Genomic DNA, 17,761 nt, shown 5'->3' with positions numbered 1-17,761 from the left:
ATCAACACCCATCAATTTTCTATTAAATCATAGAATTTCTCCAATTGATTTACCGAATTATAAGGCTCCATAGAGTTTAATTCTTTAGATATTTCTTCTCTAAAATCACTATCATCTATATATCTTCTCACGCCTTTGTATATACTCTCTATATCATGTTCTACTATTAAACCATCTGTATTATGATTAATAATTTCTTTTGCCGTAGCAAAGTTAGTACATACAATAGTCTTTTTTAATATTTTTGCTTCACTTACCGTAAGTCCAAACCCTTCCTTTAAAGATGTTTGTACATATATATCGCAGTTTTCCATGTATGGGTAGGGATTTAACTTTTTTCCTAGTAATACAAAATAACCATTCAATTCATATCTATCTATTAATTCTTGAAGCATGCTTTTTTCTGGTCCTTCTCCAATTGCATACCATTTAAATTTATAACCTGATGCTTTTAACAATTTCGCTACTTCTATAGCCTTAAAATACGCTTTTGCAGTAACCAATCTTCCAACTGTTAAAATATTTATAATCGTTTTATCAAACTCCTCCACTTCATATTCCTGAGCTAATTTATGAATCATACTAGGACACACAATATCTAATAGAATATCAACCTTTTCATTATATTCTTTTCTGGTTTTACATACTGAATTTTTAGTATTTTCTGAAACCGCAATTATTTTATCCATCTTCTTATACGATTTAAAATCAACCTCTTTATCATATAATGTATTTACATAGTCAGTATTTATCCATGCTAGTTTTTGTAATGCCGACACTTTATTTGCAACAAAATATGTAGGCATTCCCTGACTATAAGCAATCGCTACATCATACTTTTTCTGTATCGGCATAATGATTTTATTTAAGCTTTGAAAGACCACTTGCTCACTATGTAAAGCAGATTTTCTATAATTATTTAGTCTTAAGTTGAGAGAGGTTTTTATTCTATAAGAAAGATATGTAAACCTTTTACTTTTAGGAAACTTCTCATTATTTATGTAACGAAAATAAGGAGGAGATTTTAAAATATTCACATAATTAGGGATATAAGTTTCGAGCTCTCCTCCTTTTTTAAAAAACATAACATCAATTGCATACTTTGAAGGATCAATTAAATTTAATAAAGAAAGCAAACTTTTTTCTGCTCCACCGATGGTTAGCGAATCTATAACAAAGAGTATATTTTTTTTCATATATTTATTTACCTCCCCCCTCTTAGTTTCCCTTTAATATTTCTTAATTTATTTAAATATATTCCGTATATAACACCTAATATTATAAATCTATTTCTAATAATATATATATATAATTGGTAAACCTTAGTGTCTGACGAAAATGAATTAATATATTTTCTAACGTATTTCATAGACAAAATTTTCTTTGTATTTAATATAGAAGCTTTTATACCTATTGATTTTATATTTATACTCTGTTGTTCGATTAAATTCAATACATTACCTTGAATTCTCCTTGTAATTATCTCATGTATCTGCTTTTCATCTAACTCCACTGATTTAAATATTTCCTCAATTCTCTTACAGACCGATATATAATTTTGCATATAATGTATTGAAATATTTGTACTTATACTATATTGATTTAACCTATTGTAATTATATAAATAGGCTTCTATATACTTAAACCTTTTACATTGAGCTGCGTATTGCAAAACAAAGACTAAGTCCTCACACATAAATATCTCTTCATCCATCTTTAAGTTAGATGAAGAAATTATCTCCCTTTTGTATATTTTCCCCCATAACACTCCCCCAGTTCCCTTACAAACCATCTCCATGAAGGAATTTACAGAAATACTACTTTCAAAATTAAAATCTGAACAACTCAACACGCCATATTTAGAAATATCTTTATAGCCACAACATACTAAATCAGAATTGGAATTAATCATTTCATTTAATAAATACATAACATAATTTTCATCTACAGTATCATCCGAATCAAGAAAAATTACATACTCTCCTGTTGCATTTAAAATCCCTTTATTTCGAGCTTTAGAAGGGCCACTATTATTTTGATAATAATATGTTATTCTATGATCTATTTCTCGATATACATTAATTATCGTTTCACTTTCATCACTTGATCCATCATTTACAATTAGTATTTCAATATTTCTATACGTTTGTCGAATTATACTTTCTAAACATTTAGAAATGAATTTTTCTGAATTATACACTGGCACTATAATACTTACCTTCGCTTCCACATCCTCCTCTCCCTTCTGAATTAGCTTAATCTATGTAATCTCTCCCATATTTACACCACATAACCAGACCCTTTTATTCCACTTATAACTATTTATTTTATTGATTAAAAATTTTATATAATTTTTCAATTTCACTGATATTTCCATAGTCTTCCTGCATCGTATTACTAATTAACCTCGTCTTTAATTCTATATCCTCAATTAACGTTTTTATTCCCTCGACTATTCCTTCTACTCCCATTGGAGTTATCCATCCATCAAAACTATGACGAAGCTGCCCTTTTGCTGTAGGGAAATTTGTTATTACTACCGCTTTCCCTAGAATTTGTGCTTCTCTCACTGTCACTGCTTTCCCTTCGTATCGCGATGGTTGACAATAAATATCACAACTTAAAATATACGGATACGGATTGATTTTTTTACCTAGCAATACAAATCTTTCAGCCATCTCGTTCTCTATTATTAATTGTTTTATATATGTTTCCTCTCCCCCATACCCTACAACATACCATTTTACGTTATATCCTAATTCAACCAATTTTTTGCAAGATAATACCGCCTGATCAAAACCTTTTGCATTGCTTAATCGCCCTACCGAACAAATCTTTATAACTCCTGCATCATCCATCTCATTCTCTACACTTTTTTTTGATTGATTTATTACAAAGTTGGGAGATAAAATATTTTCAATAACAATCGCTTTTTGCTTAAGAGTAGGAAATACCTTCAAAAAAGATTCTTGACATTCCTTAGATACATTAACAATGTAATTGAGCTTATTCCACATTTTTTCATCTAATGGCTTATCCGGGTTCACTACTGTAAAATAGTCTGTATGGTTCCAGCCTATTTTTATATCTGCATTTACTTTTTCAAGAATAAAATCATGTGGGCCCAAAAAACTTATCGCTACATCATACTCTTTTTTCAATTTAGGTAATACTGGAAGTGAATATCGCCATGTATATTGCATCTGCTTGTATGTCCCTTGCTCTATATTCTGCCCCTTATTCTTAATTTTCGCCTTTAATTTTGCAAGAATCCTCATAGCTCCTAAATACACATGACCTTCTTTAATGATATTTTTTATAGGTCTTTCAAACGTTGTATACTGTTTTATTACTGGTAATATATTGACTTCTTTAGGAATAAAATTAATAAAATCCCCTTCTTGCCTATATAAAAATAAATCAACATCATATTTTTTATAGTTAAATGTTTCTAACAATCCTATTAAACTTCTTTCTACACCACCTATATTTAATGAATACATACTTATTAATATTTTTTTTCGCACTTACATCCCCTACCCTAAATCAATATCTACTTAAAAATTAAATTTCTTATATGATGCGCAATACGAAATGGCAATCTAGTATATAATAAAGCAATAGCCTTCTCCACTTTCCCCCTTCTATCTTTCCATAAATCAGTACCCTTCCAAGGAGTCATATCTAAATAGCTCTTATACAGCGATGTTAATGGATGTTTACACCCTTCTATCCAAGGTCTATTTACAAATGCAGGAGTATAATGAATAAACACAGGATTTTTTACTGCTTCATCTATTTCATTCTCGTTATAATAATTCTCTAGCTCATAATAACTCATAATTTCTTTCCTACTCATAGTGAAAAAAGGAGTCATTGCATTAAACTTTGGATGAAGATATAAAACCTTATCTTTTAAAACACCATTAATAGTTCCTTGATCATGGTGGAATACGTTACCATCTTTCTTCTTTATGAATTCCATAAATTTCTGTTCAATATTTTCTTCTCTCCACTTCTTAAGGTTTATTAAGAGCATACCAGCGTTTATATATCCATCACTTTTATCCATATCTATTCTTAATTTAGTTTGATTACTAACCGTATCACAAACACCTGCCACAAAACATTCCGTAATATCAATATTCCATAAATCACTTAAACTACTATTGATTATTGAATCACAGTCTAGATAGATAATTTTATCCAACTCTCCTTGAATGATACTTGCTAAAAATAATCTAGCATACGAATTTATTGCAATTGAATCATCAATATTAAGTTTTAATCTATCTAACAAAACATTAAAATTTATGTATTGAATAGTTTTGTTATATTTTTTACAAACTGTGTTTAATTTTTTTTTATTATTTAACGAAAGATTATTTTCAATAAGAAAAATATTAATGTTATTAAAATGCTGATTATTTTGCAACAGCGATAGCAACGATACCCCTACATGCTGCGCATAATTATTATCACTTGAATACACAACATTTAAATTCATAATTAGCCCTCCATTATTTAGAAAAGACTTTCCTTACTTTCGAAATATTATCTCCACCAATTATTTTAGACAAAATAACTTTTAAATTTACCTTCACCCTTACATTCAGCGGCAACCAACTTTTATTAAAATAATGCATTGCATACGTATCTTTAGTAATGAATTTTCTACAATTAATATAATCATATGGAGAAAAATATGTTTGAGGATAAAAAACTCCTGCCCCTTTTATTTCTTGATATTCTCCATTTAGCTTTAATTCTAACTTCTGTAGAATTTCTGTTACAATTGCTACATTTGTCAAATCATTATAAGTTCCATCTTGTTTTATAAACTTTTTATCTGTATAAGAGTCTAAAAACACTTTAATAAGCTGGTTTCCTTTTCTTGCACCTATCGTACTAGTAGCTATATAATTTTCTTGTTCGAATCCCCAAAAAGAATGGTGATGTAATAAATCATCAAAAGATTTAAAAACTTCGACATCAGTATCTAAATAAATTCCACCATAGTAATACAACACATGAACTCTTACATAATCACTTACAAATGCATATTTCCCTTCTTCATAGGCTTCCCTTGTATATATATTACAATTAATATCGAAATTTTTTTCATTCCACTCTATTATCTCAAACTCTGGTAAATGCTTCTTCCAGCTATTTATACATTTTTCTATCATACTAGGCTTTTCTTTTCCTCCAAACCAGCAATAATGTATTTTACGAGGAATCTTCTCCCGTATATTTTCCAAATTACTCCCTCCACTCACTTAATCCCCTTCTAACATTAGCTCAAAAATAATTACTCTTATAAATAACTCCCAAAGTAATAATATGTTCATAAACAAAATAAATAAAATAGCATAACAAGATGCTATAATAAATTAATTTTCGATCCTTTTTTGTAAATAACTTTATTACCCATGCAATTAATATCAGTTGATATAATCCGAAATAAATAGAAAACCTTGCAAAAATCCAATTTTGTGTTGAAATAAACATAAATACCGTGCCAAGCAAAGCCATATTTACGATAACATCACATTTAGGAAAAATCTCTCTCAATCTATCCCTACCAATATACGCCAGAATAAGCGGTGTCGAATCCACAACAACCCTCAATATATTAGCTCCACCTTCATGAAATTCTTTATATTGACTATATTGAGTGTCTTCTATTGCTTTAAATAAAACCTCTGTAAATTGATTGAATCCTATAACTATAAGTACTGCTAAAAAAAGAAGTATAAATGTTATCCCTGACCACGCTCTCCTTCTTATTAAAAAATAAACAGGAATAAGTACTAGTGCACTTTGATGGAAAGTTGAAGCAAAGAGTACAATTAACACATACATTTTCCAGTTACCATCAAAAATATATTTTGTTGCCGCAAAAACAATAGCTGCAGCCAAATACTGCCTTATTCCATTCATAGAGACTAAATACATTCCAGATGTTATGTATACATAGAGGCTTATCTCAATTAATCTTGAATATTTATATAAAGTGACTACAATTAATAAATTTGTTATTAAAGCTGTAATAAAAACCATAGCTTGAGGATCATCAGTGTACCCCTTTAAAATCATTTGAAAAATATTGAATCCCATGTCTTTATTATTTTGGATATATTCCCAATTAAATTCAGTAACATTATATGCATGCATATAAAAATAAGTATCCCCAATATTATTTCGAAGCCCCGCCACCAACACAAGAGACAAAGCCGCCATTATAATCAACAGCCTATTGGGCTTTATCAATATAAGACTATTAGTCACTGGTATAGCAAAATACCTTGCAAAAAATGCGAGCATGAATACTATAGCAAGATTCATCCAAAGTATAGTCATTATTATTTCCTCTCATTTCCTTACTAAATAAATCTCTATATGTTTACTTTCATTTTTGTTTTCATTGCAATGTAACTATAAAGGATAGCCCCAAATGGTAGTGCACACAATGTTAGTCCTTTGCATGGTGATTCTTGTATAAACCTTCTATTTCTTGCTATGAAACTACTAGATACATAATGTATAGCTTGCCTATACTTAAATAGTCGATTAGTAGATGGCAATTTCATAAGTTCCTTGCGATAAAAAGCAAACCCTCTTGGATTTTTACGATATTGATTTAACATGTTCATTGATGATCCATCAGCCATGTATTCCACATAACAAAGTGCCTCGTTCAGCAATAACATCTTATACTGTTGATCTAACATATAGTATTTATACGCTAACCCTACATATTTTTCATTTTTAAAAATGGGGTATGGATATTTCCTAGTCAATTCCGTGCGATAGACCAATTTTTTATCACCTGTGACACCATATTTGTTATAAAGATCAAAAAGTGTGGAGTATTTAAGATTCTCTGGTAACTTTGAGCCAATTATTTGCCCATTTGTATACAAGTCCAATCCAATTACTCCACTAACTTCATCATTTCCGTAGCGACTCCAAAAAGAAAGGATTTTTTCTACAGCATCATCTGGCATATAATCATCTGAATCAATACAAACATTTAACTCCGTATCAATCATTTCATAGGCTGTATTATGTGCACCATGCATCCCTTGATTTTGTTGCCAATGATACATAATTTTGATATGTTTTTCAGCTATCCAGCTATCGACCAATTCTTTTGTGTTATCATTAGATCCGTCATCTATTATTAACCATATAAAACTCTTACATGTTTGACGTTTTAAACTCTCATAACAATTTGTAAGACAATACGCTCTATTATAAGTAGGGGTGAAAATCGTTAAATTCTCCATATTCCTCACCTCGAAAGTACTGAATAATAGTCTTGAGTTAATTCTGCCGTATGTTTTATATCGTAGCCTTTTTCTAAAAATACTTGAGCTGGTATTTTTCTCGACAAATTACTAATTTCTATATTTTTCATTTTTTCTATCCAAGCCTTTTTATCTGTCAGAGGAACATGTTCAACTAGGTTCATTCCCAAGTCCACTTCTTTCGTAATTGCATCTGATATAATACAAGGTAAACCAACTCCTTGCGCCTCTATGAGAGTAAGTGGTAATCCCTCATGTATGGATGGAAAAACAAATGCATCAAATGCTTGAAGTACCCTCTCTATATCGGCTCGTATCCCAAGAAATCTTATATGATTCTCCAAATTCAATTCCCTTACTTGATTTTCAATTTCCACACGAAGTGGCCCTTCGCCAGCTAATAAAAGCATCGACTTTGGCCTAAATCGAGTTAACTGAGCGAATAATTCTATAAGGTAAGTATGATTTTTTTGATGAGCAAATCTCCCAACATGGCCAATAACAAGAGCGTCTTGCTCAAGTTGTAATTCTTCTCTTACTTGTTTTCTCATTTCTGGACAGAACAAAAATCTATCACAATCAATTCCATTTTTTAAGATTTTAGCTACATCAGCTTTACCTGAAAATAACCACCTAGCAGCAGCGTTTGAACATGCTAGCAAGTGTGTTGCACATGTATCTATAGATTTTCCTGCATACCATTTATAAATTTTTGCAGCAGTACCACCTTCACTACTAGTATTATGACTATGAGCAATCCTAACTGGCACCCTCGCTTTTTTAGCTGAACGAAGTACAAAACCGCTCATTTTATCCATATGTGAATGAACGATTTTATATTGTGGATGAGCGTTAAAGAAAGTATCTAGCGCTTTTATATAGCCTCTATGACCAACATCTGTAACGTATGGAATTCGATGAACTTTTCCGCCTAATGTTACTACCTCTTCATCAAATACCCCCTCTTTACAAGTTAAAAAATCAAATTGTACTTTTGAGCGGTCTATATTACGATACAAATTCATAATTAAAGTTTCGGCTCCGCCCCTATTCATATTTACGACTACATGTAATACTCTTAATGGAGTACCCAATTTAAATCCTCCATTTCATCCATATAACTTGTATAAATTTCTTTTTTCTCTTTCAACACTTCATTAACTGAATATTCATTCGTAATACTAGTACGTCCATACTGTCCAAACTTTGCTTGTAATTTAGTATTTTTAGAAATAGTCTCTATTCTTTCAGACATCGCCTGTATATCATCGTGATCTATAATCCAACCATTTTTATTATTAATAATTAACTCCCTATGCCCACGGTTATCAGTAGCTACAACCGGAAGTCCACAAGCCATCGCTTCCATAATATTAACGGGTAAACCTTCTCGGTAACTCGATGCAACTGCAAGATCACATATTTGTAGTAAAGAGGCTATATCATTTCTATAACCAAGAAAGTGCACCTTATTACTCACCCCAAGTTGAGTAGCTAGTTTTTTGCATTCTTTCATTAACGGCCCTTCACCAGCAAGTAAAAGCTTCGCATACGGAATTTCATTTTTCAATTGTGCTAATACACGAATTAAAAAACTTTGGTTTTTATTCTTATTAAATTCAGCAGCATAAAACATTAAAAAATCTTGTGGATTATAGTTAAATTTTAGCTTTAATGCTTGTTTTTCCGTTTCAGTTACTGGGGTAAATCTTTCTATATCTACCCCTACACCGTGAACGAATTTAATATCTTTCGCTTGAAAGCGATGTTTAACTGCTAAATTGTAATCTTCTTGGTTAATTGTTATAAGACAATCTGTATTGATCGCTAAACTTCTTTCAATTGGATAATATAGAAGCCAATTTATGAATGATGCTCCTTTACAAAAGTGGAATCCATGCGCCGTATATATGACCTTCGTTCCTTCCCTCCGTTCCTTCCGAGCAGCTAGACGAGCAATCGCCCCTCCCATAGGCGTATGACAATGAATGATTTTATATTTATTTTGATGAATAATTGATTTTAGTTTTTTATATGCGTGAAGGTTTTGTATGCTAAGAGGTGATCTTTGAATAGGAATATTATATTTTTGAGTAACGTACGGAAGATGTATATTCCCATTCGCTGCAACATGTACTTCCCATCCTTGGTCTGCAAACCATTTCAAATACGGTAAATGAAAAGCTTTAAAATGATAATCCACAGTTGCACAAAACAGAACTTTTTTAGACACCATCCCACGCACCCGTCTTATTATAAATTTTTGCCGTTAACCTGATACTGGTATTAGTAGCTTTAAAGTTTTACGCTGATTCACTAAATTTAACAATCGCTTTCTTAGTTCAAATTCATTTAAATCTGTATATTCAGAAATTATCTTTTCTATTTCTTCTATACGAACATTCATTTCTTTCCCTACATAAATTCTCGGGTGGACTTGCTTCTCATTCATTTCATCTTCTTTTAGTAATTCTTCAAAAAGTTTCTCTCCAGGACGTATACCAGTAAATTCTATTCCTATTTCATCCACGGAGTTCCCTGATAATCGAATGAGGTTTTTAGCAAGATCAACTATTTTTACTGGTTCTCCCATATCTAGCACAAAAATTTCTCCACCTTTGGCTAACGCACCAGCTTGTACTACAAGTCTAGATGCCTCCGGAATAGTCATAAAATAACGAATCATATCTGGATGCGTAACTGTAACTGGTCCACCCTTTTGGATTTGCTTCTTAAATAACGGGATTACACTCCCTCTACTCCCTAACACATTTCCAAATCGTACAGTAACAAACTTTGTATGACTCATTTTATCTTTATGTTGTATTACCATCTCAGCTAATTTCTTTGTCGCTCCCATAACACTCGTTGGGTTCACTGCTTTATCAGACGAAATCATAACAAACGTTCCTACTCCATGTGTTCTCGCCGCCTCTGCTACATTCATAGTCCCAATCAAATTATTTTTAACAGCCTCTTCAGGATTGTTTTCCATTAATGGTACATGTTTATGTGCAGCAGCATGATATACAACATCAGGAAGATGTTTATTCATTATTACATGCATCTTCTTTTCATCTTGAATATCTGCAATTTCTGGAATAAACATGACTTTTTTATCATTGTATTTTTCATGTAACTCCATTTCTATTGAATATATACTGTTTTCTCCATGCCCTAATAAAATCAATTTTTTCGGCTTAAATTTCGCAACTTGTCTACAAATTTCCGAACCAATGGATCCACCTGCACCAGTAACTAAAATGACTTTATCCGTTATATAATCTGAAATGATATTCACATCTAACTCTACAGGGTCTCGTCCTAATAAATCTTCTACTTGAACATCCCTGAATTCATTCACTGACACTTTACCTGTTACTAAGTCTTCTAACATTGGAAGAATTTGTGTTTTTACTTGAGTTTTTAAACATTCTTTTAAAATAGCATTTCGATTTCGCTTGTTTAAAGAAGGAATTGCTAAAATTATTATTTCAATATTCAGTTTTTTAGCGACGTACTCGATTTGATTCATACCACCAATTACTGGAATTCCCCAAATATCAAGATTATGTTTTTTGACATTATCATCAATAAACGCGACTGGCATTAATTCAGTAGCATTATTTTTCAACAATTGTCTTGCAACCATTGTCCCAGCAGATCCTGCCCCAACAATTAATGTTCTTTTTTTATCTCCCTTTTTCACATAATAAATATCTCTGTACATTCTCCAAATAAAGCGAGAACCACCAATTAATAAAATGTGAATCATCCAAGTTACAACTAACAATCGAAAATACATTTTCCCCATGACTAGTTGCTGCACAGCCGCTGTAGTAAGTATAGAAAATGTAACAACCTTGCATATAATTAGCAATTCTCCTATACTTGCATATTCCAAAGCTTTTTTATACAACTTATAAATAAAAGCAAACAAATGATGACTAACTAATAAAGTGATAGAGCTAATAACTGATGATAAGGTGATAACACTGAAGCTAGCATTTACAAAAAAATAACTAAAAAAAATAGCACTTAATACAATCAGTGAATCCATTAAAAGCAATAACGATATCCTCCGTCGATACGTCATATAACTTCCTCCTTTAATCAATTCCATACATAACTCTTTCAAATTTAAAGTTTCTAACTATATTCTCTTTATTAAAAGCATATAGTTAGAAACTTTAATAAAACAATGGGCATCTAACCCTCCCTCACATTACACTCTTGATGACTCGCATCTAAGGCTGTTTTCACAACCCACAGCATAATCGAGTGCCTCCATTGATAGTGGTAAGGAGACATCACCCAATCTTCATCCTTTATAAAGAACACCTATATATATGAATCTTATTTTTTTTAAAACTTATTTATTTTATTCATACTTTCCCATTCAAAATTGCACCCAATATTCTACTTTTCGTAAAACTTAACGCTCTTTTCGTTTCAAGCGCATCTTCATTCACAGTACGATTATAGCGAATCACCAATAATACTCCTTCACACTTATCAGCTAATACACTCGTATCTGTCACTTCTAATACAGGAGAAGAATCAAATAATACGATGTCGTACCGTCCCATCGCCTTTTGAATTAACATATCCAATCCATCTGAACTAAGTACTTCAGATGGATTGAATGGTATCGGCCCGCTAGTTAATACATCAAGATTTTCCACCTCTGTTTTTTTCACAGCACCTTCTAAAGTTGTTTTTCCGTTCAATATATCAGTTAATCCAATTGCATTTTCTATTCCAAACATTTCATGAATCGTTGGCGTTCGTAAATTTGCATCTATTACCAATATCTTTTCACCCTTTTGTGCTATCGAGACTGCTAAATTAACTGTAATCGTTGATTTTCCTTCACCATATCTTGGAGAAGTAATAACTATAGTTCTACTTTTATGAATAGACGAAGACAATTGAAGGTTTGTTCGAAGCGAACGATACTGCTCCGAAATTTTCGATCTTGGAGCGGTATAAGCAACTATACTTTCTCCTTTAACTTTATTTGTTTTTCGTCTATTTTTGTAAGCCACTCTGTTCCCTCCCCCAATAATGCTTTATTTTTTTCAATGAATTTGTCTTTCACATTTTTTCTATTCATTTTAGATATTCCGCCCAAAACAGGGACATCTAACAATTGCTCTATTCGCCGTTCCGATTGAATTCTCTCATCAAGTGAATCCAATAAAAAAATGAAGCCAATACTGAATACCATACCTATAGAAAATGCAATTAAGATCGTCTTAGAGTGATTCACATTTATAGGCATATAATTTTTTTGAAATGAGTCTTCTGGTAATATACTCACATTATTGAAATTCAGTATATTCGCTACTTCTTTCTTATAAACAGTGGCTGTAGTATTTGCAATTTTATGAGCAAGAACAGGATCTATATCCACTACATTTATTCTCATAATCTGAGACCCTTGTACACTTTCTGTACTTATTTGTCCACTTAATGCACCTGCAGATCTATTAATATTCAATTCAGCAGCCACTTTTTCTAATATTACAGGCTCATTTACCATCGCTTTTAATGTATTCATCGTTTCAGCATTTGCTTGAACAATAACCCTTGCTGAGGAGGCATACAAAGGTGTTTTCATATACATACTATACAGGGCTCCTCCTACCGTTGTAAGAGTCGTAAATAATAATAGTATCCACACCCTTTTCCATATTACAGTAAATAGATTTTTTAAATTTATTTCCTTATTCATTACTTCTCCCCCTCATTTAATACCAATGAGATTTCAGTTAAAACTCCCATAAAAACCATAAATAAAACACATGTTTTTTATTTTTAATATATAAACATTACTAATTACTGTCATTTTAGTTCTTTATATAGAACGAGTCAATATAATTTATTTTTGTTTAATCACTTCTTAATTTCAACTCAAAAATTACGACAATATCCTTCATAATTTACTGTAGATAAATGACGAAAACGCCCTGATACCGTAGTATCAGGGCTGTTTTTCTTTGTATTGAATCGTATTTCAGCAAAGTATTTTTCCCCATCGAAATAGATCGTATATATTAAATGCATTGGTTTTTCAAATGATGCTCATTTCTCATAGGTATTAGTAAATCCGTTTGTGAATTTGTTAGCACCTTTATATTCCTACTAGGAAAATGCCCGATAAATTCAAAAACCTCAACACGTTATATTTCCGGATTTGAAAAGTACATGAACAATGTTTTAGAATAAATTTTCTTGTGGCTGTTTTTCATTTTGCAACCACATGACGTTATAACAAAAGAGAAATAAAAAACCCTTGATACCAGTTGTATCAAGGGTTTAAGCCTCTTAGTATAGAGACATATATTGATCGCGTTCCCATTGGTCTACTTGCGTGCAGAATATATCCTCTGAATTCATCAAGTTTTCAAGCTTGCCAAAAACGTTGACTTATCAAGATTTTATAAAAGTGATGTTTCATAGCGATTCATCACTTTTTTTATTTTTTGTGGGTGAATTGTGGGTGGGTTCGTGGGTGAATTATAAATTATTTTGATTCACCCACAAAAACAAACGGTCATTCATTTATTTCTTCCTTGTCGGTCACGACCTTTTTCTTCTTTTCATATTCCCCTTCCTCAACTCCAAGTTCAAGAAGTATAGCATTTAATTTATTGTAAAGGTCATTCGCACCCCGAACGGAATTTTTGCCCCTATCATTGATCGAAGTTAATTGTCCATTAAATTCGAATGCAATTCCGTCTCTGTGGCGAAAGATTTTTATACCGTCCAAATAAGCCGTCTTTTCATTATGATATGTAGCTTTAAAACGTCCATTTTCAATTGTTTTTTTATCCATTATTAAAACCCCCTTTTAGTTTTCAAGTTTCCCCGCCTATTACATTTTAAAAATACGATGCATCTATTTTGCTGTATCTTATATTTATAACTACAATACCTCTACTGTCGGAATGTCAGCTGGTGCCCATTTCAATTTCTTTAAACGACCAATACTAATCCATCTCAATTCTGAATGTTCAAGGGCCTTAGGTATTCCTGACTTTATACGCGCTTTATAAGTAACTAAGTGAACAATTATATTCTCGTATTCATGTTCAACTGCTTTTAATTGTTCCTCTACAGTAATAAAACAATCCAATTCTTCTTTAATCTCACGTACTAAAGCATCTCGCGGATGTTCCCCTTTATTTATCTTACCACCTGGAAACTCCCAATAATTTGGAAGTGACATCTTTGGGGAACGTAATGCACAAAGTACGTGATTATCATTATTTAATATAACTGCACCAACGACTGATATTTTTTTCTTCATTTTTGATCGCTTCCTTATGCGAATTATTGTAATTTAATCATTATCTTCCTTACTATTTATTTCTTTCATTTATTACCGTATCTTAACACTTAATTCCTAGCAAGATATAAATTAGGAAATTTACACCTTAATTCATCAAAAATATTCCTACTCAAAACTTCTCTTAAGGACGAAAAATTTACATATCTTATTTATATAATTTTTGTTATGGTTCCATATGTTAATCAGGTACAATATTACAGATAGGACGAGCTGAAAAACAAACCACTAGGTCTGGAACGATATTTAAAGGTGATGAAGACCAAATACTATTACCATTTGGATATCCATCCGAATGGATCAAAGAAGTTAGGGAAATTCCAAATAAATAGGAGGACAATATATATGTCTAAAAATGCAAAGGTACTATTAATTATATTACCTTTATTATGTAGCCGACCCGATTAAGAGTCGGCACTTTTTTTATTTCACTTTTGCTAAAGGTGCTAAGACTAAAGCTGTAAATACAGGTAAAAAAGCAACACACACTTCAAAGATAACCATTCAATCAGTAGGAAGATATGGTAAGGTTTCTCCTGATGAACTCTTTATTTACAAGAAGAAAAGTACCTCTGATGTAAGAGCGATAGCAGAGAATACGGGTTTTAATGAGCACCGTATTCAAAGAGCAAAAGATTATGTGTTTTTTAAAGAACATGTACTAAAAGATGGTAGTAAAGGTTACTTTGATCCCGATTATCCAATGTCATTAGCGTAGAAACGATTAGAATCAGGTAAGCACCTTCCAAGTGATATAGATTTATTACACCATGAAATTTTTGAATCTCGATTTGAAGGGATTTTCAAAACAGATTACAAAACAGCACATGCAGCAACTGTAAAATCAGGTCGCCCTTGGGAAATACCTGAAATTGATAGAGAATAAAACAATAAAGGAGATAAATTATGGCAATTCATATTACAATGAATAAAGAATTTGAAGACAAGGAAATAGTTGTATATCAATTTTATCCCTCAGAATATCCAGATAAAGTTGGAAAAATGTATTTTCATAAAAAAGATCGAATGTTTCATGAAATAGATCCAGTTCCGGTAAAATCAACTGCAACAAGTGAACATTACTTTTATTGTGCATGTAGCAGAATAATGCAATGTATCAAGAGTGGTGGAGAATTTTTGGAAGAAATGACATACGGAGTATAACACAACAAACAAGGATATAAAAAAACGGCTCAAATAAAGAGCCGATTTCTTTTTCATACTGCTACTAGGTTAATAGACGTATACATAGACTTCATTTACAGTAACATCTATCCCCTACCTAAAAGGGGTATAATTGAAACATAGATTATTAACCTTAGTAACAACACGCTTAATAATAGGAGAAAAAAACATGAAATATATGGCATATGTAGAAAAAAACAATAAACTAATCGAAGAGGAAGTTACAATAAATATTAACGGTGTAGTATTTACAGGATTCTCCACTGTTTGTCCGTATATAATTGAAGAAGGGAAAAGTTATCCTGTTATTCTCAATATTACGATTTTTGATGATTTCGAAATAAATGAGGGCATAGCTGGAGTTAAAAGTTTAAAAAGAATTGATGATTCTTTTAAATATCGTATTAGCGGGATATTAAATCGTGAATTTATTGATGCAGGGATCATTATTAAAGACGAAGATGAAAGTTTTCCAGAACATAGCGAATACTTTAATACGTTCGTTGAAATTGAAGTTGATAGAATTAATATTGAATTTTTAAAAGAAGACTAGTCATCCTCAATAATTTCAAACTAGAAATCAGGAGATCATTTTTCTCAGACAACTCCAAACATAAAATTCAGTATAAATAAAAGGGGCTTTATTTATGGCAATATGTTTATTAATGACTAAAGAATTTGAAGATGAAGAGATTGTTGTTTATCAATACTATCCTTCTGAATCACCCGATAAAATAGGAAAAATGTATTATAATAAAAAAGAACGAATGTTTTATGACTTAGAGCAAGCTCTAGTAGATTCAGAAACAATGAGAGAACATTATTTTAATTGTGCATGTACTAGGATTGTTCGATGTCTAAAAAGAAACGAAGACTTTCCTGACAGCATGGCATATGAAGCATAATGAAATGAACAAATATATAAGCCGATTCCTTTAATAGGAACCGGCTTTTCCTATTACTTCACATATACGTAGGTTTCATTTACAGTAATATAGTATGTTCTTCCTTTGCTAACTGATCAGGAATACAGTAAGCGAACTGTTCAAATTATCCACGCTACAATGAACAATGCTATGAAAACGGCTGTTAGCTTAAAAAAAATCGAAAACACTCCTTGTGAAGAAGTAGTTATTTCAAATAAGAACAATAAAGAAAGAGAATGGCTAAAATACATGCGAAGTGAAGACATTCCTCTTTTCTTAAAAACTTCTTATCAATACAACTATATTTATTACATCTTTTTCAAAGCACTTCTGAATACTGGTATGCGTAAAGGTGAAGCTGCTACTTTACAATGGAAAGACATAAATTTAAAAGAACATACTATTACTATTTCTAAAACATTGGATTTTACAGCTAAAACAAAAGAAGAATTATTTGGAGATACAAAAACATTTACTTCTAAACGTACTATCATGATTCCTAAAACATTAGTCGATGAATTGCTGGCACATAAAAAATGGCGAAATGCTAATAAGCTTGTTTTACAAGATGCATATGAACATGAATTAGATTTAGTTTTTTCAAGAGTAGATGGAAATTTCTTGCCGAAGTCAACATTGTTCAATGCATTCTCACGCATACTTAAGAAAGCAAATTTACCTAGACTAGAAATACACTCATTACGACACACCCACGCGGTTCTTTTATTAGAGTCTGGTGCAAGTATGAAATACATTCAAGATCGACTAGGACATAAGAGTATAGAAATCACTGCTAACGTTTACTCTCATATTAGCGACAAAATTAATAAGGATTCTATTTCAGGGTTTGAAGCTTATATGAATAACGTATTGGGGTAAGTTTGATTTTTTTGTGGGTGTTTTGTGGGTGAATTACTCTCCTTTCAAATAAAAGTGTTTTACCCACAAAATAAAAAAACCCTCAACACGTTGTGTGTCAAGGG

Annotated in this window: 17 protein-coding genes and 1 pseudogene; 4 read left to right on the top strand and 14 right to left on the bottom strand. The window is 31.5% G+C overall.

Annotated elements, in window-relative coordinates:
• Positions 1-11 precede the first annotated feature (11 nt).
• From QCI44_RS09370 to QCI44_RS09305, 14 genes are all read right to left on the bottom strand, one after another.
• Entirely contained in the window at positions 12-1,196 is a 1,185-nt protein-coding gene (locus tag QCI44_RS09370; RefSeq protein WP_353811082.1) for a glycosyltransferase, read from the bottom strand.
• An 8-nt stretch (positions 1,197-1,204) separates the two neighbouring features.
• Positions 1,205-2,230 (bottom strand): glycosyltransferase family 2 protein, encoded by a 1,026-nt coding sequence (locus tag QCI44_RS09365; protein WP_353811081.1) that lies wholly within the window; start codon positions 2,228-2,230, stop codon positions 1,205-1,207.
• 97 nt (positions 2,231-2,327) lie between these two features.
• Complete coding sequence (locus tag QCI44_RS09360) at positions 2,328-3,503, bottom strand: glycosyltransferase (RefSeq protein WP_353811080.1); 1,176 nt, start codon at positions 3,501-3,503, stop codon at positions 2,328-2,330.
• Positions 3,504-3,553: 50 nt separating this feature from the next.
• Entirely contained in the window at positions 3,554-4,507 is a 954-nt protein-coding gene (locus QCI44_RS09355; protein WP_353811079.1) for a glycosyltransferase family 8 protein, read from the bottom strand.
• A gap of 13 nt (positions 4,508-4,520) precedes the next feature.
• Complete coding sequence (locus tag QCI44_RS09350; protein WP_353811078.1) at positions 4,521-5,261, bottom strand: glycosyltransferase family 32 protein; 741 nt, start codon at positions 5,259-5,261, stop codon at positions 4,521-4,523.
• 40 nt (positions 5,262-5,301) lie between these two features.
• Positions 5,302-6,363 (bottom strand): EpsG family protein, encoded by a 1,062-nt coding sequence (locus QCI44_RS09345; RefSeq protein WP_353811077.1) that lies wholly within the window; start codon positions 6,361-6,363, stop codon positions 5,302-5,304.
• Positions 6,364-6,398: 35 nt separating this feature from the next.
• On the bottom strand, positions 6,399-7,292 hold the full coding sequence (locus tag QCI44_RS09340; protein WP_098560302.1) for a glycosyltransferase family 2 protein: 894 nt from the start codon (positions 7,290-7,292) through the stop codon (positions 6,399-6,401).
• Positions 7,293-7,297: 5 nt separating this feature from the next.
• The gene (locus tag QCI44_RS09335; protein ID WP_088084144.1) at positions 7,298-8,407 is read right to left on the bottom strand and encodes a glycosyltransferase family 1 protein; all 1,110 of its coding nucleotides are present in this window, start codon (positions 8,405-8,407) and stop codon (positions 7,298-7,300) included.
• Positions 8,392-9,549, bottom strand: coding sequence for a glycosyltransferase family 4 protein (locus QCI44_RS09330; RefSeq protein WP_016086726.1), 1,158 nt, complete (start codon positions 9,547-9,549; stop codon positions 8,392-8,394). The genes QCI44_RS09335 and QCI44_RS09330 overlap by 16 nt, the downstream gene beginning before the upstream one ends.
• Positions 9,550-9,582: 33 nt before the next feature.
• A complete protein-coding gene (locus QCI44_RS09325; RefSeq protein WP_016135177.1) occupies positions 9,583-11,409 on the bottom strand; it encodes a polysaccharide biosynthesis protein in 1,827 nt (608 codons plus the stop codon).
• A gap of 289 nt (positions 11,410-11,698) precedes the next feature.
• Complete coding sequence (locus tag QCI44_RS09320; RefSeq protein ID WP_016086724.1) at positions 11,699-12,361, bottom strand: CpsD/CapB family tyrosine-protein kinase; 663 nt, start codon at positions 12,359-12,361, stop codon at positions 11,699-11,701.
• Positions 12,310-13,050: a YveK family protein gene (locus QCI44_RS09315; RefSeq protein ID WP_016135178.1), complete on the bottom strand. Its 741-nt coding sequence runs from the start codon at positions 13,048-13,050 to the stop codon at positions 12,310-12,312. The genes QCI44_RS09320 and QCI44_RS09315 overlap by 52 nt, the downstream gene beginning before the upstream one ends.
• 822 nt (positions 13,051-13,872) lie before the next feature.
• Positions 13,873-14,154 (bottom strand): hypothetical protein, encoded by a 282-nt coding sequence (locus QCI44_RS09310; protein ID WP_016086722.1) that lies wholly within the window; start codon positions 14,152-14,154, stop codon positions 13,873-13,875.
• A gap of 90 nt (positions 14,155-14,244) precedes the next feature.
• Positions 14,245-14,628, bottom strand: a complete 384-nt coding sequence (locus QCI44_RS09305; protein WP_016086721.1) for a (deoxy)nucleoside triphosphate pyrophosphohydrolase — start codon at positions 14,626-14,628, stop codon at positions 14,245-14,247.
• Between the two features lie 945 nt (positions 14,629-15,573).
• On the opposite strand from QCI44_RS09305, the gene QCI44_RS09300 reads away from it, so the two are divergent.
• The 4 genes and pseudogenes from QCI44_RS09300 to QCI44_RS09285 all read left to right on the top strand — a co-directional run.
• Entirely contained in the window at positions 15,574-15,831 is a 258-nt protein-coding gene (locus tag QCI44_RS09300; protein ID WP_016086720.1) for a hypothetical protein, read from the top strand.
• 190 nt (positions 15,832-16,021) lie between these two features.
• Complete coding sequence (locus QCI44_RS09295) at positions 16,022-16,405, top strand: hypothetical protein (protein WP_016086719.1); 384 nt, start codon at positions 16,022-16,024, stop codon at positions 16,403-16,405.
• 94 nt (positions 16,406-16,499) lie between these two features.
• Positions 16,500-16,757: a hypothetical protein gene (locus tag QCI44_RS09290; protein ID WP_016086718.1), complete on the top strand. Its 258-nt coding sequence runs from the start codon at positions 16,500-16,502 to the stop codon at positions 16,755-16,757.
• A 108-nt stretch (positions 16,758-16,865) separates the two neighbouring features.
• Positions 16,866-17,657: pseudogene (locus QCI44_RS09285) on the top strand (site-specific integrase); the annotation flags it as partial.
• Positions 17,658-17,761 lie beyond the last annotated feature (104 nt).

The organism is Bacillus cereus group sp. RP37, from assembly GCF_040459695.1.
GTDB lineage: Bacteria > Bacillota > Bacilli > Bacillales > Bacillaceae_G > Bacillus_A.
This window is presented reverse-complemented; position numbering and strand designations above follow the sequence as displayed.